This window comes from Nocardia sp. bgisy134, assembly GCF_965341865.1.
Taxonomy (GTDB): Bacteria; Actinomycetota; Actinomycetes; order Mycobacteriales; family Mycobacteriaceae; genus Nocardia.
This window is the reverse complement of record NZ_CBDQZP010000012.1, coordinates 184700-204309: the sequence shown is the minus strand read 5'-3', so window position 1 is coordinate 204309 and position 19610 is coordinate 184700. Positions and strand designations below refer to the sequence as shown.

Genomic DNA, 19610 nt, shown 5'->3' with positions numbered 1-19610 from the left:
CGCATCGGAGGTCCGGTGCGCGGGGCCTCGCGGCTCGGGATCAGGCCCCGACGAACTTGTCGCCCGCGATCGAGGTCGACGGCGCGCCGTCGATACCGACCGGGATGTCGCCTTCGAGCGTGGTGCGGTAGAGCACCCGCGTGACGTCGAGGTGCGCGAGGTCGCCCGGGGCGAGGTGGGCGGTGGCCCGGTTGTCCCAGAACGCCAGACTGCCCTTCTCCCAACGGAATCGGACGGTGTAGGCGGGATCGGACAGCTCGTCGAACAGCAGCTTCAGCAGCGCGTCGCTCTGGCGCGGGCTGAGTCCGACGATCCGGGTGGTGAAGCCGGGATTGACGAACAGGATGCGTTCGCCGGTCACCGGATGCACCCGCACCACAGGGTGTTCGGTCACCAGCGGCGCCTTGGCCACCTTCTTCGCGTAGTCGCTGTCCTCCTGCCAGGCGGGCTGCTTGCCGCCGAACCGGTGCTCGGCGCGCAGGCCGTCGACGAAGGTACGGAGCGACTCGGGTAGGCCCGCGTAGGCGGCGGCCAGATTGGTCCAGCTGGTGTCACCGCCGCGCTCGGGTGCGATCTCCGCACGCAGCAGCGAGGCGGCGGGCGGGTTGATCAGCGGCGAGACATCGGTGTGCCAGTGGTTGGTGTAACTGAATTTGCGCACGCCGAACCGCTTTTCGTACAGGCGGCTGTCCACGGCGAGGATCTCCGGGAACTCGGTGGGCGCGTCGTCGTCGTAGGGGTGCGAGGGCGTCACGGAGCCGAAGCGCCGGGAGAACGCGATCTGTTCGGCGTGGCCGATGTGCTGGTCGCGGAAGAACAGCACCTTGTGCGCGTGCAGCGCGGCGGTGAGGTCGGCGACCTGCTGGTCGGTGAGATCGGCGCGCAGATCGACGCCGGTGACCTCGGCGCCGATGTGCCCGGCGACAGGGGCGATGTGGACGGTGGTCGGGGCTTCGCTGACGGTGGTCATGATCGTGTCTTTCGGGAGGTGATCGGCGATGGGCGGCGGTCAGGGCGACAGTTGCTGCTGCCCATGCGCATGTAGTCGACCTCGAGTCGTCGGATCAGCGGCATGGCATCGGTGATTCGCTGCGAGCTCAGGCGGTCGCCCGCGCGGTTTCCCGCGCGAATTGGCTTTCCACCGGCTCCAGCCCGTAGTGCCCGCGCAGCGTGGTCGCCGTGTACTCCGTGCGGAACAGCCCGCGTTCCTGGAGGATCGGCACCACCCGGTCGACGAAGTCGGTGAGTCCGCCGGGCAGGTACGGGGGCATGATGTTGAACCCGTCGGCGGCGCCGTTCTCGAACCAGGTCTGCAGCTCGTCGGCGATCTGCTCCGGGGTCCCGGCGAACGTGCGGTGCCCGCGCCCACCGCCGAGCTTGCCGATGAGCTGGCGCACCGTGAGGTCCTCCTGCTCGGCGAGTTCCTTGACGAGCGTGAATCGGCTCTTGCCGCCCTCGATCTCGCTCTCCTCGGGCAGCGGGGGCAGCGGCGCGTCCAGCGCGTGCGCGGTCAGGTCGACGCCGAGCAGGCTGGACAGCTGGCGCAGCGCGTAGTCGGGGGAGATGAGCTCGGTGAATTCCTGCTCGAGTGCGCGCGCCCGCTCGGGGGTGTCGGCGATGAACGGCACCAGACCGGGCAGCACCTTCAACTCGTCGGCGGAGCGCCCGTACTTGGGCAGCCGCGACTTCAGGTCGCGATAGAACCGCTGTCCTTCCTCGAGCGTGCGCTGTGCGGTGAACACCGCCTCGGCGTACCGGGCGGCGAACTCCTTGCCGCTCTCCGACGAACCGGCCTGCACCAGCAGCGGACGCCCTTGCGGGCTGCGCGGCGAGTTGAGCGGGCCGCGGACGCGGAACCGCTCGCCCGCGTAATCGATGGTGTGCACCCGGTCCGGGTCGGCGAACAACCCGGTTTCCTCGTCGAGCACGATCGCGCCCGATTCCCAGCTGTCCCACAGCTGAACGGCGACGTCGACGAACTCCTGGGCGCGTTCGTAGCGGCGCGCGTGCTCGGGGATGCCGTCGTACCCGAAGTTGAAGGCCTCCTGCTCGTTACCCGAGGTGACGATGTTCCAGCCGGCGCGGCCGCCGCTAAGGTGATCCAGCGAGGCGAAGACGCGGGCCAGGTTGAACGGCTCGTTGTAGGTCGTCGACGCGGTCGCGATGAGCCCGATCCGCTCGGTCGCCGTGGCGATCGCCGACAGCAGGGTCACCGGCTCGAAAACGGCCAGCGTGTTGCGCTTGATCTGCGGACCGACCGCGAGTCCGTCGGCGAAGAATACGGAATCGAGCTTGCCGCGCTCGGCGATGCGCCCGAGCTCCTGGAAGTGCGCGACGTCGAGCACCCGGCGCGCGTCGGTGCGCGGGTGCCGCCACGCGGCTTCGTGATGGCCGACGCCCATCAGGAAGGCATTGAGGTGAAAGGTCTTACGAGGTTCGGACATGGTGGGGTTCTGCGTTCTTTCGGAAGAGCACGATCAGGAGTGGTTGCGCCAGCGGGAGAAGCGGCGCTCGAGTGCGACGAGGATCCAGTTGAAGGTCAGGCCGAGCAGCGAGATGGCGAGGATGCCCGCGTACATGTTCGGGATCTGGAAGTTCTGCTGCGCGGCGGTGATGAGATAGCCGAGTCCCGCGCGCGCGCCGACCATTTCGGCGGCGATGAGCACCAGGATCGAGGACGCCGCGGCCATCCGGACACCGGTGAAGATCGACGGCACCGCAGCGGGCAGCACCACCTTCTGGAACAGCCGCAGCGGTCCGAAGCCGAGCGAGACCGCCGACTTGATCAGCAGCGGGTCGACGGTGCGCACGCCGGTGATGGTGTTCAGCAGGATCGGGAAGAAGCTCGCGTAGAGCACCAGCGCGACCTTCGACGTCTCGCCGATGCCGAGGATCAGCACGAAGACCGGAAGCAGGGCCAGCGCAGCGGTATTGCGGAACAGTTCGAGGATCGGATTCAGGAACTCGGCTACCGGCCGGTACCAGGCGATGCCGATGCCGACCGGGATGGCGACCAGCAGCGCCAAGGTGAAACCGCTGAGCGAGCGGGTCAGGCTGGTGGAGACGTGCTCCCACATCTCGCCGCTGGCCACCAGATCGGCGAACGCCTGCACCACGACCGAGAAGGGCGGCAGGAAGACCTCGTCGACGAGCCCGACCCGCGGCGCGCTCTCCCACAGCGCGAGGAACAGCGCGATGACGATCGTCGGTTTCAGCAGGCGCCAGCCGAGCCGCACGGCGGCGGCGAGCAACCGGGACGCTTGTGCGGGACGCACGCGCGCCGGTCGGGCGGGCGTGGATGTCTTCGGTTCGGCCCTGTGGCCTGCGGTCTTCTCCAAGACCGGCACTGCGCTAGACATGGGCGTGCCTCCTCTCGTTGCCCGCGGAGCCGATCTCCGCGCGTTCGATTCCCTGCGCGCGACTCACTTCGGTCTGCAACAGCTCCCAGATCGCGTGCCGGTATTCGCGGAAACGCTCGCCGGAACGGATGTCGGCTCCGGATTCGCGGTCGATGTCGATCTCGAGGATCGACTTGACCCGCCCCGGCCGCGAGGTCAGCACCGCGACCCGCTGTCCGAGGTAGACCGCCTCGTCGATGCCGTGGGTGATGAACAAGATCGTCTTCCCGGTCGCCTTCCAGATGCGTAACAGCTCGTCCTGCAACGATTCCCGGGTCTGCGCGTCCAACGCGGCGAACGGCTCGTCCATCAGCAGCACCTCGGGGTCGAAGGCGAGGCTGCGCGCGATGGCCACGCGCTGTTTCATGCCGCCGGACAGCTCGTGCGGGTAGCGGTCGCCGAACCCGGCCAGTCCGACCAGTTCCAGGTAGTGCTCGGCCAGTTCCCGGCGCTGCGCCCGGCGCAGTCCCTTGGCCTCGAGCCCGAACTCGATGTTCGTCCGCGCGGTGCGCCACGGCAGCAGCGCGTACTGCTGGAACACGATGCCGCGGTCGAGGCCGGGTTTGGTGATCGGCTTGCCGTCCAGCAGCAGCTGTCCCGAAGTGGGCTTGCTCAACCCGCCGAGCAGATCCAGCAGCGTCGACTTGCCCGACCCGCTGGGGCCGACGAGCACGAGGAACTCGCCCTCGCGCAGGTCGAGCGAGATGTCCTCCAGCGCGGTGAACTGTTCCTGCGAGCCGCGGATCGCGAACTGCTTGCTCACCCCGCTGAGGCGGAGTTTGACTGCGGTGCCGGTCATTTCGCTGCCACCACCTCTCCGGTCGGGCCCGTGGTCGGTCCGTAGGTGCCGTTCGCGTACGGGTTGTCCTTGTTGGTGAACAGGTCCTTCGCCGAGAGCTTGCCCTGGGCCAGGTCGCCGTTGCGGACCAGCCAGTCGATCCAGATCTGCAGCTCCTTCTCCGCGATCACCGCGCCGGGCACCGGAATGCCGGGGCTGCGCCAGTACTTCAGCAGTGCGGTGTTCTCGTTGCGCCCGCGCTTGGTGATGATGGATTCGAAGCGGGCGAGTACCTGGTCGCGCGGCGTCACCTGGAGCCAGCGGGTGGCGCGGGCCGTGCCCTGCACGAAGTCGCGCACCGCCGCCGGGTGCTGCTGGATGTAGTCGTTGCGGAAAACGTAGGTGCCGTAGTCGAACTCGCCGAAGATCGCCTTGTCGGCGAAGAGCGGGTGGATGCCGCCGCGCTCGACCGCGGTCTCCCGGAACACGCCGCCGAGCGCGGCCACGTCGATCTGCTTGTTGCGCAGCGCTTCCTCGGTGTTCACCGGTGGCACCACCACGAGCTCGACCTGCTTGATCTCCTGATCGCTCAGCCCCTCGCGATGCAGCCATTCGCGCGTGACGAACTCGTGGTGCGCGCCGAGGGTGTTGATTCCGACCTTCTTGCCGATCAGATCCCGGGCAGAGGTGATGCCGGAATCGTCGCGCACGAAGTAGCCGGTGTAGGAGAGTTCGTCGGCGCCATAGGAACTCAGCACGGAGGTGACCGGCGCGCCGCCTGACACCAGCTTCACGACGGCGCCGTTGAAGGCGCTGCCGAATTCGATCTGCTTGGTGGCCGCGGCCTGGATGTTGGCGGGCCCGCTGGTGGTGTCGCCTTCCCAGTGCAGCTCGATTTCCGAGAAGTAGCCGAGATCGGCCGCCAATTCGAAGGCCGAGACCTGGCCGGTGGACCCCTGGTAGCGGAGCACGGTTTTGCCGTCGGCGGTGGTGGCGGGTTCGGACGAGCCGCACCCGGCCAGGACCGCCACGGCGGTGGGGATCGCGAAGACGGCGGCGAGCGCGCGGATCACCCGCGGTCGTCGATTCAGGGACAACATCTTTCGGTTCTTTCTGAATGCGCTCACCACCGGACGAGGGCATGCCGGTACGGCAGGTGAGCGTGGGAAGGGCTACCTGATCGAGGGGCGTGGCGCGGCGAAGCGCCACCGTTCAGCGGCGACAGACTCCGTGCGGGACGCGCATGAGATCCACCGTGCGGCGACGCGTCAGCGGCAGGGAGACGATCATTGCCCGCGACGAATAGGGCTCACCCATGGGGAACCTCCCGTGTGTCGGCGGCAAATCGGACGTGCAAGCACTATCGCGTGGCCGACGCGGCGCGACAATGATTCCGCGCAGGTCGCGCCTAATCCTTGGGGTGCGCTCAGAGGTGGTACCGCACGACGGGACTCCACAGCACGAAGCTGTCGATCCCGGCGGCCGCGGTCGCGTCGATCTGGGCCTGGACCTCGGCGGGACCGTAGGTGACGCCCAGGCTGAAGTCCTGTAGCCACGGCACGACCTTCGCGCCGGTGCCCTCGGTGATCCGGCGGAAATCCTCCAGCGAGCGCAGCACGATGTCGTACGGCTGCCCATTCGGGTTCGCGACCCCGTACTCGCCCGAGTTCCAGTGCGAGGGATAGACCATCGGCGCCACGTAGTCGAGGTGCGCGGCCATCATCGGAATGTCCTGGGCGATCTGATCCGGCCGGGTGGCGGCGATGCCGAACACCGCGGCGCTCTGGAAAGCGCCCGCGTCGTGCACCGGATCCCGGCTCTCGCGCAGGAACTCCGCGATCGAGACGATCGGGTCGACCGTCGCGCCGGGAAACGCCATGCTCGACAGGCTGCCGTCCGGACGCCGGATGTAGTCGTACATGATCTCGTCGAACCCGAGCGCCGCCGCTTCGGCCGCGAGATCGATGTTGTACTTGCGCACCTCCGGGTGCGCGAAATTGGTGAAGGCGATCGCCCCGTACTTGCTGGAATACGGCTGGCCCCCGGGATTCTGCACGACCCAATCCGTCCGTCCCGCGTGCCAGGCCCATTCGGCCAGTGTCGGGTCGCGGAACGCCACGATCCGGCCGATCACCCGCAGGCCCATCTCGTGCAACCGGGTCAGCGCGGCGCGCGCGTCGTATATCGCCGTGGCGGCGCCGGATTCCCTGGCCAGCGGCACCTGGGAGTCGTAGCCGACGACGCCGTCCTCGTCCTTGATGTCGAGCTGGACAGTATCGATGCGTCCGGCGCGGGCCAGGTCGAGCACGCCCTCGCGCAGCCCTTCGTGCGACCACGCGTGCGCGGTGACGTGCACCGCCCTGATCCTCGGCAGCTCGACGATCGCCGTGAGGGGCGTTCGCGTCGTGTTGCCCGCGGCGTCGACCGCGACGAGCTCGGCGCCGCTCGGCGCGCGCGGCAGGGTGATCTCGAAGGCGCCGTCGTCACCGGTCGGCGCCGAGACGTCGCCGACCGAGACCCGCTGCGCGCCGATCGCCTTGCCGCGCAGCGTGACCGGCTCGCGGTAGGAGCGCACGGGCTCGGTCCGGTCCAGCTGTACCGTGGGCGGCGTCGAATCCACCGTGAACGACTCGGTGGCGCCGGGATCGGAGCGCAGGAAGCCGAGCGGGCCGCCCACGGGGATCTTCGCGGTGAATTCGTGTGGGCCGTCCGGCAATACACCCGGGCGGTAGACCACGTCGTCGCCCTCGACCACGCCCTCGACCGGTGTGCCGTCGAGCTCGAGACGGACCGCGTTCGGGTCGTGGCCCGCCACGTCGACGCGCAGCGCCAGCTCCGGCGCGGCCGCGGCGCCGACGACGCCGGCGGGCAGCCCCGTCACGGTGAACCGTTCGGCGGCAGGCCGGAACGCCGCGACAAGGACCGCGGCGGCGAGCATCGACCCGACGACGGCCACCGCGATCGCAGCGAGCCGCCGAGCGCGGGTATCCGGAACACGTCTGAGCAACGCGCGCACCAACTTTCGACTCGAGTTGCCCTACTATCCACGGCGGCGCGGCCCGATGTCGGGCATTTCGCCCATAAGTCGCTGATTCGGCACATTGCCCGCGTACGGTGAGCCGATGGCGAGCTTTGGCGCGTTGGCGTATCGATGCGCACTGTCGGTGCTGACGTTCGCGCTGCTGCTCGGGTGCGGCGCGGCCGAATCCACCACGCCCGCCGTGGTTTCCAGCCCGGCCCCCGCCGCACCCACGCCCCCGCCGGTGGACCCGGCCGCCGTCGGCGCGAACGAGCTCGGGCTCGTCCCGGTGCTGATGTACCACCAGGTGACTGCGCACCCCGCCGGCGAATACGACCAGACGCCCGAGGAATTCCGCGCGGAACTCGAGCGGCTGTACCGCGAGGGCTACCGCCCGGTCACCGCCGCGGACTACGTCTCCGGCGCCATCGACATCCCGGCGGGCACGCACCCGGTGGTGCTCACCTTCGACGATTCGCCGGTCAGTCAGCTCACCCTGACCGGCGATGGACGCCCCGCGCCGGACAGCGCCATCGGCATACTCGAGGAATTCGGTGCCGCGCACCCGGATTTCCGCCCGACCGCGACGTTCTACGTGAACAACGAGGCATTCGGCGACGACCGCCGCGCGCTGGCCTGGCTCGCCGGACACGGCTACGACCTCGGCGCGCACACCGCATCGCACGCCAACCTGTCCCGCTTGGACGCGGCCGGAGTGCAGCGCGAATTGGTGCAGAACCTGCGCGCCGTCGCCGCGGCCGCACCGGGTGCCCCGGTACGCACCATGGCCTTGCCGCTGGGCATCTTTCCCGCCGACCGGCGGCTCGCCGCCGCGGGCGAATGGGACGGCACGCCCTACTCCTTCGCGGCCGTCATGCTGGTGGGCGCCGAACCCGCGCCCTCGCCCTACGGTGCGATCGATCCCGCCGGTGTTCCGCGGATCAGGTCAGGGCGCGGAGAGGTTCCGTTCGATTCGGCGCACTGGCTGGACCGGCTCGCCCGGGACCCGAGCCTGCGCTATACGTCCGACGGTGATCCCGGCCGTGTCTCGTTCCCGCGCGGTCTCGCGCCGGAAATCGCTGCGGCGTGGGCGGATCGGGCGCGCGCCTACTGAATGCCCCACCGGCCAAGGCCGCTCAGCGGTGCGTCCGGTACTCGGCGAGCAGTCGTCGCACGCCGTCGACGGGTTCGCCGTGCCAGGGGAAACCGAGCCGGGCGGCGACTTCGGCGGCGACCTCCGCGAACAGGTCGACCGTGGCATCCAGCGCCCGCCGCGCGTCGTCGGCGTCGAAGCGGCCGAAGGTCTCGTGCACCCGCCGCCACAGGTCGGCGGGCAGCCACTCGTCCATGTGGTGGCCGATGTACCAGGTGTAGCGCGGACGGTCCGGGTCGCTCGCCCCGTACCACTCGAGCATGAGGAGCAGGCACTCCTTCATGGTGTTGTCCCGGAACTTCGCCACCCACAGCTCGCCACGGTTCAGGTAGATCGGCACCTGCGTGGCCTCGAAGAGGAATTCGTCGGTGACCGCGGTGAATTCGGCGAGATCGGGCAGCGCGGGCTTCGGGGTTTCCCCGGTGGGCGCAGGCAGCCGCGCGGCGAGGCCCGCGCGGTCCAGATGGACGCGGAAGCCGCGCTGGTACAACTCGTCGAGTCCGTGCTCGATCATGCCGGTGAGGCGTTCCTCGCCCGCGATCGTGACATCCATCTTGCGACCACCCGCGTAGACGACAACCAGGGGAGCGGGCCACGGGTGGTCCATCGCCTCGTCCTCGTTCTCGTCCTCGAAGGACACGGCCAGCAGGACGTCGCCGAAGCGGTGCAGCCAGCTCCGGTCGGCGAAGAATTCCGGCCAGTGCGGAGTGATGATCTCCAGATCGAGATCGGAGTATCGGTCGATTCGGTCGCCGCGGCCGCGCGATCCGGTCTGCACGAGTGCGGTGATCCGGTCGTCCTGCCGTGCCCAGGTGACGACGGCGGCGAGGAGTTCCTCGGCATCCTCCATCGGACGACCGTATCAAGAGCGGAATTCCGGCGGGCCAGATGGGATTCGGGCTGAAGCCGGGACCCTGGTCCCAGCTGACCTGCACGGCGATGGTGGGCGCTTTGGGGGCATTGCGACCCACCCTGCAACCTCGGGGCTACCAAGGCTGTTCCAGCGTAAGCCAATAATTTGCTGCACCAGCCCGTTTCGGGTGAAAGACATCGTGTCGTTACCGAATTTACGCAGACAGAAGGTGTTGCAGGTCGTAATTCCGCCGAGGTCACGCTGTGTTGCGCGGTGCGCGCGAAGCGGTCACGGTCGTGCCACGAGCCGACGCGTTCGACGCCACGACGGGCAAGAGATGGATCGATCGGCTATGACAAGGCACACTTCGCCGTGAGTAATCGCGGATTCGAGGTATCCCTCACCAGTCGTATTTCGTCGCTCCGCCCGCGGGCGGACGCAGGAAGGTCGTGGTCGATGATCCGGGAACGGGTGGACAAGATCGTGCTGTCGGCGATCGACAAGAGCGCGAGAGCGCAGACGCCGCTGGTCGAACGGTACGAAGACTGGCTGCGCGGCGCGTATCCAGACGAGACGCCGGAGCAGGTTCTCGAACGCGTGCGGCGGCACTATCTCCTCGCGGTGACCGCGAGCGGCGCCGCGGTGGGCGTCTGCGCTGCCGTGCCGGGGATCGGCGTGGTCACCGGCCTGGCGGCGATGGGTGTGGAGACGGTCTTCTTCGTCGAGGCGTCGCTGCTCTACGCGCTCACCGCCGCCGCGATCCACGGTGTCGAACCCGATGAGATCGCGCGCGAGACCGCGCTGGTGTCCGGCATCGTGTTCGGACCCGGCGGCGTCCAGTTCGTCGGCAAGAACACCGCGAACGCGGCCAAGAACTGGGCCACCGAGCTCGCGAACCGGATTCCCGGTGTGTCGAGCCTGAACGAGGACGTGCTCGAGCGAATCGTCGTGCCGGCCATCGCCAAACGCAGTGTGCTCGCGTTCGGGCGGGTGATCCCGGCGGGCATCGGCGCGATCGTCGGCGCGACCGGCAACCGGGTGCTGGCCGAGACGGTGATCTCCAACGCGCGCAACGCATTCGGTCCCGCTCGGGCGAGCTGGATGGTGCTCGACGACTCGATGACGGACGCGACGTACCCCGAAGAACCGCTCGTCGACGTCTCTGAGCCGAGCTGAGCGACGCTCCGGGCGCGGAGCGGTCGAAATGCGTGGAAAAGGCTACTGCCGCGTGGTGCCGTACCGTGACTCGCGCGGGGTGGCCGGCCGAGCGCTCGATCCGAACATGACGCGCTGCCACCAGGCGTCGAGCCGACTGGGTTCGGGCCAGATGACGACGGCGGGATCGGGTTCGGACTGCTCGGTTGCGGCGTTGTCGACCATGCGTGCCTCCTCGGCAGGTGGGCCGGGCGCATACGTGGTCGGGCCGCGAGCCATCGCGGCGTGCTCCATTGCACAGGACCGACGGGAGAACCCCTTGGACTTCCTGCCCCCGAACGAGATCACGCGGTCAGGACGTCGACCCACTTCTGATTCCAGGTAGCCACAATTTTAGCGGACGTCAGCATTTCGGGAGGGAAACTTTTCGGAGGCACGTCCCGTACGGCGCCTGGTTTGCGAACGCCGAGAGAGGTGGCACTCCTGATTCCGCCGGTCGGTGGCGCATTACCCGCTCGTGGTGGGAGTGTGGGCTGATGGCTACGAAGGCGGCTGCGCCGAGGCGGGCGCTTCGGTCCTCGGTGGCGCTCGTGTCGGCGCTGGTCCTGCTGCTGGCCGGGCTGGTGGCGTGCGGTGCGCAGCGCGGCGGCGTCGCGGGGTCGCCCGGCGAGGTCGTCTCGGTGACGCCGGTGCTCGGCACGACGACCGAGCAGACGGCCGCGTACCTGGACGAATGGGCGATCGAGACCCCGGTCCGCAACGGCGTCGACGCCTACCGGGTCGTCTATCGCACCTCGGCGCCCGACGGCGCCGACACCACCGCGAGCGGCCTCGTGGTCCTGCCGCGCACCGAGGCGCGCAGGCTGCCGGTCGTCAGCTATGCGCACGGCACGATCGTGCGCAAGGACGAAGCGCCCTCCGCCGACGCCGAGACGGACCGGGCACGCACCGCCCTGTTCGCGGCCGCCGGGTACGCAGCGGTCGCCCCGGACTATCTCGGCCTCGGCGAGGGGCCTGGCGTGCACCCGTACGCGCACGCGCCGACCGAGGCCAGCGCGTCGGTGGATCTGCTGCGCGCCGCGCGGACGGTGGCCGAGCGGGAGGGGCGCGAGCTCGACGACACGCTGCTGGTCACCGGGTTCTCCCAGGGCGGCCAGGCCGCGATGGCCCTGGCCGAGCGGGTGGCCGCCGCGCCGGACCTCGGTTTCACGCTGGCGGGAGTCGCCGCCGTGAGCGGTCCGTACGCCGTCCGCGAGGTGCAGGCGCCCGCCGCGCTGGACGGCCGCATGACCTCGCGCGCCGCGGTGCTGTACATCGCCTACTGGCTCACCGCGATGAATCGGATCTACCACCTCTACGACGAACCGGGCGAGGCGTTCCAGCAGCCCTACGCCGAGCGTGTGGAACAGCTCTTCGACGGTCGTCACGACGTTCTCACGGTCTCCACCGCACTGCCCGCCACCCCGCGCGAACTGCTGACCCCGCGCTTCCAGGCCCTCGCGCTCGACCCGACCGGCGCGGCGCTGCGCGCGATGACCGACAGCGACCGTGCCTGCGACTGGACGCCCCGCGCGCCGGTGCGGCTCTACGTTTCCTCGGCCGACCGCGCCGTGCCCGCGGCGAACGCCGAACTGTGCCTCGCGACACTCGGCGGCGACCGGGCGAGCGTGGTCGATCTCGGGCCCGTCGACCACTCGGCGACCGTTCGCCTCGCGCTGCCCCAGATCCTCGCGTGGTTCGGCGAGCTGGCTCCGGCCGTGTGACGCCCCGCGCGGAATTCCAAATCTCCTGCCGGGCAACGCCGCTGGTGAAAGGCGGGCACGGTGCGCACACGGCGATCGTCGGTATATTGGCCGTCGGGTCGGGGCCCTTCGATAGGAGTGATTCACTGATGCGTCAAAGGTTGACGTTCGGCCTCGGCCTCGCGTCCTTCGTCATGGCGGCGGCCGGGGTGCTGGCGCCGCAGGCGGTCGCGCAGGAGCTGGCGCCCGGCGTCTCGTGCAAGCAATTCAGCTGTCGCAACGACACCGACGACACCTACCGGGTGCGGTCCGTCGTGACGTGTTCGGATGGGGCGGGCCAGGTTTCGGTCGTGACGTACGCGCGGCCGCAGGCGACGACCCCGGTCCTCGCCGGGTGCCCGCACGTCACCGTTCCCGGCAAACTGGAGCATCACCCGCCGGTCATGAACCCGGACGGCCGTGGCTACGACTACCCGCCGCCCACCATCGGGCCGCCCGAGGTCGTGATCACCTACCCGGTGCTGATCGAGCACCGCAGCGCCGAGATCGACAACACTCCGCGGCGGCAGTCGACCGGTTCGGCCGGCTGATCGTTTCTCGAGTCAGGCCCGAGGCGGGCGTCGCCGTCGGCTGCTCGGAGCCGACGGGCTAGGCAGCGATCGCGGCGGTGCCGGTCGCTCAGGGCCCGGATCGCGAGCGGCGCGCCGGGCGACTCGTCCGGCGCGGCGGGCCGCCGATGGTCCGGGCTCCCACTGCACTGCGCCGGTCACACCTGGTAGGCGCGATCGGCGATGGGTGACCGCGGCGACGCCCGCGCCGAGGGCGATCAACAGCGCCAGCACGGCGGCGAACCGGTTCCGGCGCGATCGGCCGCGGTTCCGGCGAGCGGACGCCGGACCGACGGCGCAGTCGAGCGCCCGCATCAATCGGTGCTCCAGACCGGCGGGCGGGGTCCGCGCGTCGAGAACGCTCAACGCCGCCAACGTTTCTCGCACCTGGTCGACCGTCTCGTCGAACTCCGCGGCGCTCACCCGGTCGGCGGCCGCACGTCGTTCTTCGATGAGCCGGCGCTCGACCTCGGTCACGGCATGCAACGCGTACGGGTAGGCCAGCTCGAGCAGGTCCGCCTCGGAGTGTTCCAGCGGGTTCTTCATTGTCATCGCTGCTTGGTGCTTCCGTCGTACGAGCCGAGCGTGGCCCTCGCTGATTGGACGGTATGGACTTCGGTGCCCTCCGGCGCGCGGATGGGGTTTCGGCGACGAATTGTGTGAAATTCTCTCGTTTCACCTCGGGTGGGCGGCCTTCATTGATGAAATAGGTTGGCGATTTTCGGGACTCGGCCTGGGCCCGAGCGGCAGGAGGTGCTCAGGTGAATCGATCCGGACCTACCGGCGCGGTCTCGAACGGGATGCGTGCGGCGCCGCTGCTGCTGATCGCGGCGGTGGTCGCGGTGGTCACCGCCGTCGTACCCGGTGCGGTCGGCGGGCGCGCCGAGGCGGACCCGGGCTGCCCTGCGGTCGCCGGGGTCTTCCTGCCCGGAACCTGGGAGACGAATCCGTGGGCGGACGAGACCGCGCCGGTGGGCATGCTGGCGCCGCTGGCCACCGGGTTGTCGGCCGGTCTCGGCGACTCGTTCGCCTTCCGGTTCCCGGCCTACGAGGCCGCGGCGTTCGATCGAATGCCCTACGGCGACAGCAAGGCGACCGGCGTCGCGGCGGCCTCGCGCGCTGTCACCGACTTCGGGCGTGACTGCCCCGCAACGAGATTCGTCCTCGCCGGATACAGCCAGGGCGCCGACGCGATGGGTGACCTGGCCGCGGAGATCGGCTGCACCGGCGCGCCGATCGCCGCGGACCGTGTGCTCGCGGTGGGCCTGATCGCCGACCCGCGCCAGGGCACCGGAGGCGCGACCCTGATCGGCCCGCCCGTCCCCGGCCAGGGCATCGCGGGCCCGCGTCCGAGCGGCTTCTGCGCGGTGTCGGCCGTGACGGCCCAGATCTGCGCGACCAAAGACCGGTACTGCTCGACCGACGTGGCTGCCCACCCGCTGCTCGCGTCCCTCGGACGGTTGCTCGCCCAACCGAGCGACGCCGACCCGGCGACCGCGAACGACTCGTCGACCGCCGCGCTGAACACCCTGCTCGCCTCCGATTTCGGCGACGTGCGACTGGCGGAGCTGCCCGCCGCGATCGACCGCCTCGGTGGATACGGCGCGGTGGGGACGAACGCCGCCGCCCGGCTCGCGGCCGCGGCGGGCGAGCTGAGCGCGACGCTGCGCCCGCTGCGTGAGCTGGATCGCTGGATGAACGAACATCCCGCGGCGCGAGTCGATCTCGCGGCGGGCGCGGCGGGCTCGCCGGAGCGCCTCGCCGCGGCGGTGCTGGACGGCGTCGCACGATCCGATATCGGCGCCGCGTTGGACGCGCTCGACGTGATCGCGGAGCCAGGTCCCGAATCTTTCCCTGCGCCAGGCGATGTCGTCGCTGTGGTCGTCGACGCGACCGGGCCGCTGCTCGAGCTGGTGCGCACCGAATCCGAGGAGGCGTTGCGCGCGGCGTGGCGGGTGCTCGCCGAGCGGTGGCCCTCGGTGCTGATCGGGCGGATCGCGGCGGTGGCCGCCGACAGCGTCCAGTTCGCCGCGCGGCTGCCCGCGATGGGCGAAGCGCTGGTGCGCCTCGCCACCATGATCGGCGCGGGCGTGGACTTCTCGGCCGTCGTGCGCGAACTGTACGACCTTGTCGCGCGACTCAATTCGGCGTTCGCCCCGCTGGTGTGGACGGTGCGCGACGACCTGCGTGAGGTGTCGCGGCTGCTCGGCCTGATCCCGGACGACAGCGGCGCGGTCCACCTCGCCGCGCAACTGGTGCGGGCGCTCGCCGAGATCGATACCCCCGCGCTGGTCGGTCAGGTGAGTCTGCTGCAAGACGATCTGTGGGGCGTGGTCCAGGCCGTCGGCGCGGGCGCGGCGCCGCTGGACATCGCGGCACGAATGAACGCCGTGATCCCGACATTGTTCGGCTTCGTGACACTGGCCGTGGACGACCTCACCGGCCCCGCGGGCGCGGAACTGCACCGGCTCACGCGCAACGTGCTCGGCGCGGTCGGCGGGCAGGGACCCGATGCCCTGCTCCGATTGATCTCGGAAGCGTTGAGCGCCACCGCCTTCGTCGCCTCGGGCGCACACCAGAGCTACGGACGCTATGTGATCGATGCCGACGGCCGCACCGCAGTCGACTGGCTGGCGCGGTGGTTCCTCGATCGCGCCGGCGCTGGGTGAGGGACCGGCCGCGGTCCGGTACGGAAGGCGCCGTGAGATGCGGCGCGGCGGGTTCGGGCACGCGCCCATCACCTCAGGCGTCGTGTCGCCGCAGCCGCTGCCACCCCGCCCAGATCGCCGTGGCCGACCAAGCGGCGGTGACGAGCAGCCCGGTCCACGGATCGAGCGGGCCGACGGGGTCGAGCACGAGGACCTGGCGACCGGCGCGGTCCGGGAGGAAGGCGACGACGCCGCTGTCGGCACCGACATCGCCGAGGACGAACGACAGCAACAGCACGGTTGGGATGAGAACGCCGATGGCTGCGGCGCGGCTCCGCAGGAGAGTGGCGATTCCGGCCCCGAGCAGAGCCATCAGCGTGAGATACAGGGAGCACCCGACGACCGCGCGCAGGCCCGCCGGATCGTCGAAGGTGAGGCGACTCTCGTCGAGCAGTGGTTGCCCGGCGAAGACGCAGGTGAGCCCGGTCGCCAGGCCGACGAGGAAGGTCGCCCCAGCGATGACGGCCAGGTTGGCCGTATACAGCAGGCCGCGCCGAGGCACGGCGAGCAACCAAACCCGCGTCCCGTTGTTCTCGAGCTGCGCCGCGGCACAGAGCGCGCCGAAGCAGATCGCCACGACCTGCCCGAAGTTGACGCCGTAGAAGGACGTCAGCAGCGGGTCGAAGTCCGGATCGGCGGCCTTCTCGCGACCGAGGGTGGCGCTGCCGACCAGCGAGAAGCCGGCGGTGACCAGATACAGCAGCGCGAGCACGCCGCCGAGCGACGGCAGCGAACGGGTCTTGATCCATTCGGAATGGAGTACGGGCGCGAACGACACGGTCATACCTCCGTGGTGGTGGGTCGGGTGGCGTACTCGGCTTCGCCCGAGGTGAGGGCGAGGTAGGCGTTTTCGAGCGAGGCGTGTTCGTCGGCGAGTTCGAGCACCGGAATGCCTTCGCGGGCAAGCAAAGCCCCGAGTTCCTCGGCCCGGACGCCGGGCACCAGCCAGCGATCGTCGTCGTCCTCGACAGGATCGAGGCCGGAGCGCGTGAGCACCTCGCGCACGCGTGTCCCGGTGGCGGTGCGCACCCGGACGCGGCGCTGCGCGTGGGTGGCGATGAAATCGTCCAGCGTCGTGTCGGCCAGCACCCTGCCGCGGCCGAGGACGAGCAGGTGGTCGGCGAACGACGCCGTCTCGCCCATCAGATGGCTGGAGACCAGCACCGTGCGGCCCTCGCCCGCGAGTCTGCGCAGCGTTTCCCTGATCCAGATGATCCCTTCGGGATCGAGGCCGTTCGATGGCTCGTCCAGCATCAACACCGGTGGATCGCCGAGCAGGGCGGCCGCGATGCCGAGCCGCTGGCGCATCCCGAGCGAGAAGGTCCTGATCCGCCTGCGCGCGGCCTCGGCGAGGCCGACTTCCTCGAGCACGCGCTCGGCGCGGCGCGGTGCGAGGCGGTTGCTCACCGCCAGCGCGAGCAGATGGTCGCGCGCGGTCCGGGCGGGGTGGGCGGCGAAAGGATCGAGGAGCGCGCCCACCAGCGCGAGCGGTTGCCCGGAGTCGACGAACGACTGCCCGCCGAGCGAGGCGGTGCCGGAGGTCGGCCGATCGAGCCCGAGGATCAGGCGCATCGTCGTCGACTTGCCCGCCCCGTTGGGGCCGAGGAAGCCGGTGACGACGCCGGGCCGCACGGTGAACGTGACATCGTCGACCGCCCTGATCCGCCCGTAGTTCTTGCTCAGCTCATGCACGTCGATGCTGGTCACGGCCTCCAGCCTGGTCGCGGAGCGGACGCGAATCTCCCCCTGCGCGTGGGTTCGATATCCCCCGCTCGGGGGAGCGGATCGGGTGCGGGCGGCTGGCACGATGAGGTCATGCTCCGTGCCTTCGCCGCGATGCCGGCCCGCCCGGTGACCTACTCCCGCGGGCTGCACCTGTGCCTGCCCCTGGCATTTGTCGCGGTGTGGTTGTTCATCGACGCCGAACGGCCCTATGTGATCGCCCTGTTCGCCGTTCCGGTCGGATTGATACCGGCGATGCGGCTGGCCGAAGGCATGCAGGCCCGACTGTTCCTGCTGCCCCACGATCGGGACCGGGCGACCATCGCCGCGGCCCCGTCTGCGTCGTGGTCGGACCGCTGGCGCACGGTGCTGTGGCTGGAGGCGCGGCTGGCGCTGAGCACGGTGATGCTCGCTGTGAGCGTGCCGATGATCCTGCTGTGCGCGGACCTCGTTGCCGCAGCGGGCGGCGGTACCCTCGACGCGCTCGTACGGATCGAGCAACCACACTGGTGGTATGTGGTTCTCGTGCCGCTGCCGGTGATCGTCGTTCTCGCTACCCTCGTCGGTCTCGGCGAACTGGTCACGGCGCTGGCAGGTTTGCTGCTCGGTCCTTCGGCGGCGGAGCGGACGAAGGCGTTGGAGCAGCGCACCGAACAGCTGCTCGAACACAATCGTCTCGCCCGCGAACTGCACGACTCGATCGGTCACGCGCTCACCGCCGCCGTGCTCCAGGCCGCGGCGGCGCGCACCGCGGGCGATCCGCAATTCACCGCGCGAGCGCTGACCGCCATCGAGGAAACCGGCCGAGCAGCGCTCGACGATCTCGATCGCGTCCTGCGGGTGCTGCGCGACTCCGAGGCGCCCGGCGGTCCGCGTCCAACCCTGGCCGACGCGCCGCGCCTGTTCGAGTCCGCGAGATCGGCGGGAGCGCGAATCGAGGACCGCACCACCGGCCCGGTGGACCGTGTCCCCGGACCGATCTCGCGCGAGGGCTACCGGATTCTCCAGGAGGCGTTGACCAACGTCTTGCGCCACGCCGGGCCGTCGCCCACCCTGGTCCGGGTCGCCGTCGGCGCCGAGCGGCTCGAGCTCGACGTCACCAACGCGCTGCCCGAACTCCCGTCGCCGAGCGGCGGCGGAGGCGGATTACGTGGCATTCGCGAACGCGCGGAACTTCTCGGCGGCTACGCGTTCACCGGCCCCGCCGACGGTGTCTGGCAGGTTCGCGTCGAGCTGCCGCTGGGCGAGCCGAGGTGAGCCGCGTGCCGATCACAGTGCTACTCGTCGACGACGAGCCACTGGCCCGTGCGGGTCTGCGGGTCATTCTCGACGCCCAGCCCGATATCGAGGTCGTGGGGGAGGCGGGCGACGGGGCGGCCGTCGTCCCGCTCCTCGGGAAGCTGCGGCCGGACGTGATCGCCATGGACGTCCGCATGCCGTTGCTGGACGGCATCGAGGCCACCCGCGCGGTGCTGCGCGCTGTGCCCGCACCGCCGAAAATCCTGATCGTCACGACTTTCGAGAACGACGACTACGTCTATCGTGCCCTTCGAGCGGGCGCGGACGGCTTCCTGCTCAAGCGATCTCGTCCCGCCGAGATCGCCAATGCCGTGCGCACGGTCGCCGGAGGTGACTCGCTGCTGTACCCCGCGGCCCTGCGCGCGCTCGCGGTCGGACGCGACAATGCCCGCGCGCGCGAACTTCTCGACCGCGCCGGACTCACCGAGCGGGAGGCGGCGGTGTTGCGTTCGATGACCAAGGGTCTGTCGAACGCGGAGATCGCCGCGGAGATGTTCATCGGCGCCGAGACCGTGAAGTCTCATGTGAGCGCGGTATTGGGGAAGCTCGGGGTGCGTGACCGCACCCAAGCGGTGATCGTCGCTTACGAATCAGGTTTCGTCACACCCTGATCCGGCGCTGTCGTCGGCCGCTGTCCTTTCAGGCGGCGGAAGCCCCCGGCTGCCAATCGAAATCGACTTCGGTCGGATAGCCGTGTTTGGCCTGATCGAAGCTCGATCTGAGCACCCTGGTGTCTCTGGTCAGCGCGTCCACGATCTGCCAGCCGACCGCGTGGCGATCCTTGTGCAGTTCGGAGCGGATGGTCGCGGACAGCCGCACTTGCGCCGCGTGGCCGGTGCACGACAGGGTGCAGTCGAGCATCGAGCCGTCGGTGGCGGCGTCGACGAGTCCGCGCGCGACCTCCTCGACGATCAGTCCGAGCTCGGCCGCGTCCTCGGCGTCGGCGTCGGCGACCAGTGCGGTCGATTCCACGGTCGTGCGCAGCATCGTCACTCCGATGCGCCCCGCTGGTACTCGCACACTGACCGTCTCTGTGGTCGGTCGAAGCGCCTGCGTCGATGTCATCGTGCTCACCGCCTCGGGAAACTGGGATGTACTTGTCATCGATGACGGAGTACCCACGCGAAGGCTCCTGCCACACTCCGCTTGCCCAGGCTGCCCCTGCATCGTCTGTG

The 19610-nt window shown here is 69.9% G+C and carries 19 protein-coding genes; 7 read left to right on the top strand and 12 right to left on the bottom strand.

All coding sequences use genetic code 11. From position 1 onward, the window contains the following. Positions 1-40: 40 nt before the first annotated feature. The 6 genes from ACRWNM_RS22185 to ACRWNM_RS22160 form a co-directional block, all read right to left on the bottom strand. A complete protein-coding gene (locus ACRWNM_RS22185) occupies positions 41-970 on the bottom strand; it encodes a TauD/TfdA dioxygenase family protein (protein WP_431969977.1) in 930 nt (309 codons plus the stop codon). A 127-nt stretch (positions 971-1097) separates the two neighbouring features. Continuing rightward, positions 1098-2444, bottom strand: coding sequence for an LLM class flavin-dependent oxidoreductase (locus tag ACRWNM_RS22180; RefSeq protein ID WP_431969976.1), 1347 nt, complete (start codon positions 2442-2444; stop codon positions 1098-1100). Between the two features lie 33 nt (positions 2445-2477). Continuing rightward, positions 2478-3359 carry an ABC transporter permease gene (locus ACRWNM_RS22175; RefSeq protein WP_431969975.1) on the bottom strand — a complete coding sequence of 294 codons (882 nt, stop codon included), beginning with the start codon at positions 3357-3359 and terminating at the stop codon, positions 2478-2480. Continuing rightward, entirely contained in the window at positions 3352-4197 is an 846-nt protein-coding gene (locus ACRWNM_RS22170) for an ABC transporter ATP-binding protein (RefSeq protein WP_431969974.1), read from the bottom strand. Before ACRWNM_RS22170 ends, ACRWNM_RS22175 begins: the two co-directional genes overlap by 8 nt. Further along, positions 4194-5276 carry an ABC transporter substrate-binding protein gene (locus ACRWNM_RS22165; RefSeq protein WP_431969973.1) on the bottom strand — a complete coding sequence of 361 codons (1083 nt, stop codon included), beginning with the start codon at positions 5274-5276 and terminating at the stop codon, positions 4194-4196. The genes ACRWNM_RS22170 and ACRWNM_RS22165 overlap by 4 nt, the downstream gene beginning before the upstream one ends. A 326-nt stretch (positions 5277-5602) precedes the next feature. Beyond that, the gene (locus ACRWNM_RS22160; RefSeq protein WP_431969972.1) at positions 5603-7183 is read right to left on the bottom strand and encodes a putative glycoside hydrolase; all 1581 of its coding nucleotides are present in this window, start codon (positions 7181-7183) and stop codon (positions 5603-5605) included. 115 nt (positions 7184-7298) lie between these two features. Here ACRWNM_RS22160 and ACRWNM_RS22155 point away from each other — a divergent pair, with 115 nt between their 5' ends. Continuing rightward, positions 7299-8309: a polysaccharide deacetylase family protein gene (locus tag ACRWNM_RS22155; protein WP_431969971.1), complete on the top strand. Its 1011-nt coding sequence runs from the start codon at positions 7299-7301 to the stop codon at positions 8307-8309. Positions 8310-8331: 22 nt separating this feature from the next. Here the strand turns inward: ACRWNM_RS22155 and ACRWNM_RS22150 are convergent, their stop codons facing one another. Beyond that, positions 8332-9198, bottom strand: a complete 867-nt coding sequence (locus tag ACRWNM_RS22150) for an aminoglycoside 6-adenylyltransferase (RefSeq protein WP_431969970.1) — start codon at positions 9196-9198, stop codon at positions 8332-8334. A gap of 459 nt (positions 9199-9657) precedes the next feature. Between ACRWNM_RS22150 and ACRWNM_RS22145 the strand changes: the two genes are divergently transcribed. After that, positions 9658-10377: a hypothetical protein gene (locus ACRWNM_RS22145; protein WP_431969969.1), complete on the top strand. Its 720-nt coding sequence runs from the start codon at positions 9658-9660 to the stop codon at positions 10375-10377. Positions 10378-10419: 42 nt separating this feature from the next. On the opposite strand, the gene ACRWNM_RS22140 is transcribed toward ACRWNM_RS22145, so the two are convergent. Then, the gene (locus tag ACRWNM_RS22140; RefSeq protein ID WP_431969968.1) at positions 10420-10581 is read right to left on the bottom strand and encodes a hypothetical protein; all 162 of its coding nucleotides are present in this window, start codon (positions 10579-10581) and stop codon (positions 10420-10422) included. A gap of 311 nt (positions 10582-10892) precedes the next feature. Here ACRWNM_RS22140 and ACRWNM_RS22135 point away from each other — a divergent pair, with 311 nt between their 5' ends. Next, positions 10893-12119, top strand: coding sequence for a lipase family protein (locus ACRWNM_RS22135; protein ID WP_431969967.1), 1227 nt, complete (start codon positions 10893-10895; stop codon positions 12117-12119). 128 nt (positions 12120-12247) lie between these two features. Beyond that, complete coding sequence (locus tag ACRWNM_RS22130) at positions 12248-12688, top strand: hypothetical protein (protein WP_431969966.1); 441 nt, start codon at positions 12248-12250, stop codon at positions 12686-12688. Between the two features lie 12 nt (positions 12689-12700). Here ACRWNM_RS22130 and ACRWNM_RS22125 read toward each other — a convergent pair whose 3' ends face one another. After that, the gene (locus tag ACRWNM_RS22125) at positions 12701-13258 is read right to left on the bottom strand and encodes an RskA family anti-sigma factor (RefSeq protein ID WP_431969965.1); all 558 of its coding nucleotides are present in this window, start codon (positions 13256-13258) and stop codon (positions 12701-12703) included. 209 nt (positions 13259-13467) lie between these two features. Here ACRWNM_RS22125 and ACRWNM_RS22120 point away from each other — a divergent pair, with 209 nt between their 5' ends. Further along, a complete protein-coding gene (locus ACRWNM_RS22120) occupies positions 13468-15375 on the top strand; it encodes a cutinase family protein (protein WP_431969964.1) in 1908 nt (635 codons plus the stop codon). Between the two features lie 73 nt (positions 15376-15448). On the opposite strand, the gene ACRWNM_RS22115 is transcribed toward ACRWNM_RS22120, so the two are convergent. Both ACRWNM_RS22115 and ACRWNM_RS22110 read right to left on the bottom strand, forming a co-directional pair. After that, positions 15449-16198, bottom strand: a complete 750-nt coding sequence (locus tag ACRWNM_RS22115) for a hypothetical protein (protein ID WP_431969963.1) — start codon at positions 16196-16198, stop codon at positions 15449-15451. Further along, entirely contained in the window at positions 16195-17121 is a 927-nt protein-coding gene (locus ACRWNM_RS22110; protein WP_431969962.1) for an ABC transporter ATP-binding protein, read from the bottom strand. The genes ACRWNM_RS22115 and ACRWNM_RS22110 overlap by 4 nt, the downstream gene beginning before the upstream one ends. 108 nt (positions 17122-17229) lie before the next feature. Here ACRWNM_RS22110 and ACRWNM_RS22105 point away from each other — a divergent pair, with 108 nt between their 5' ends. Both ACRWNM_RS22105 and ACRWNM_RS22100 read left to right on the top strand, forming a co-directional pair. Beyond that, on the top strand, positions 17230-18393 hold the full coding sequence (locus tag ACRWNM_RS22105; RefSeq protein ID WP_431969961.1) for a sensor histidine kinase: 1164 nt from the start codon (positions 17230-17232) through the stop codon (positions 18391-18393). A gap of 5 nt (positions 18394-18398) precedes the next feature. Next, the gene (locus ACRWNM_RS22100) at positions 18399-19046 is read left to right on the top strand and encodes a response regulator (protein ID WP_431969960.1); all 648 of its coding nucleotides are present in this window, start codon (positions 18399-18401) and stop codon (positions 19044-19046) included. A gap of 28 nt (positions 19047-19074) precedes the next feature. Here ACRWNM_RS22100 and ACRWNM_RS22095 read toward each other — a convergent pair whose 3' ends face one another. Further along, entirely contained in the window at positions 19075-19422 is a 348-nt protein-coding gene (locus ACRWNM_RS22095) for a hypothetical protein (RefSeq protein ID WP_431969959.1), read from the bottom strand. Between the last annotated feature and the right edge of the window lie 188 nt (positions 19423-19610).

What these genes read in the sequence shown, in the direction of transcription:
- ACRWNM_RS22165 (WP_431969973.1), bottom strand. Translation starts at nt 5,276, where the DNA reads ATGTTGTCCCTGAATCGACGACCGCGGGTGATCCGCGCGCTCGCCGCC.
- ACRWNM_RS22145 (WP_431969969.1), top strand. Translation starts at nt 9,658, where the DNA reads ATGATCCGGGAACGGGTGGACAAGATCGTGCTGTCGGCGATCGACAAG.
- ACRWNM_RS22105 (WP_431969961.1), top strand. Translation starts at nt 17,230, where the DNA reads ATGCTCCGTGCCTTCGCCGCGATGCCGGCCCGCCCGGTGACCTACTCC.
- ACRWNM_RS22170 (WP_431969974.1), bottom strand. Translation starts at nt 4,197, where the DNA reads ATGACCGGCACCGCAGTCAAACTCCGCCTCAGCGGGGTGAGCAAGCAG.
- ACRWNM_RS22180 (WP_431969976.1), bottom strand. Translation starts at nt 2,444, where the DNA reads ATGTCCGAACCTCGTAAGACCTTTCACCTCAATGCCTTCCTGATGGGC.
- ACRWNM_RS22155 (WP_431969971.1), top strand. Translation starts at nt 7,299, where the DNA reads ATGGCGAGCTTTGGCGCGTTGGCGTATCGATGCGCACTGTCGGTGCTG.
- ACRWNM_RS22150 (WP_431969970.1), bottom strand. Translation starts at nt 9,198, where the DNA reads ATGGAGGATGCCGAGGAACTCCTCGCCGCCGTCGTCACCTGGGCACGG.
- ACRWNM_RS22095 (WP_431969959.1), bottom strand. Translation starts at nt 19,422, where the DNA reads ATGCTGCGCACGACCGTGGAATCGACCGCACTGGTCGCCGACGCCGAC.
- ACRWNM_RS22125 (WP_431969965.1), bottom strand. Translation starts at nt 13,258, where the DNA reads ATGACAATGAAGAACCCGCTGGAACACTCCGAGGCGGACCTGCTCGAG.
- ACRWNM_RS22185 (WP_431969977.1), bottom strand. Translation starts at nt 970, where the DNA reads ATGACCACCGTCAGCGAAGCCCCGACCACCGTCCACATCGCCCCTGTC.
- ACRWNM_RS22140 (WP_431969968.1), bottom strand. Translation starts at nt 10,581, where the DNA reads ATGGTCGACAACGCCGCAACCGAGCAGTCCGAACCCGATCCCGCCGTC.
- ACRWNM_RS22115 (WP_431969963.1), bottom strand. Translation starts at nt 16,198, where the DNA reads ATGACCGTGTCGTTCGCGCCCGTACTCCATTCCGAATGGATCAAGACC.
- ACRWNM_RS22130 (WP_431969966.1), top strand. Translation starts at nt 12,248, where the DNA reads ATGCGTCAAAGGTTGACGTTCGGCCTCGGCCTCGCGTCCTTCGTCATG.
- ACRWNM_RS22175 (WP_431969975.1), bottom strand. Translation starts at nt 3,359, where the DNA reads ATGTCTAGCGCAGTGCCGGTCTTGGAGAAGACCGCAGGCCACAGGGCC.
- ACRWNM_RS22135 (WP_431969967.1), top strand. Translation starts at nt 10,893, where the DNA reads ATGGCTACGAAGGCGGCTGCGCCGAGGCGGGCGCTTCGGTCCTCGGTG.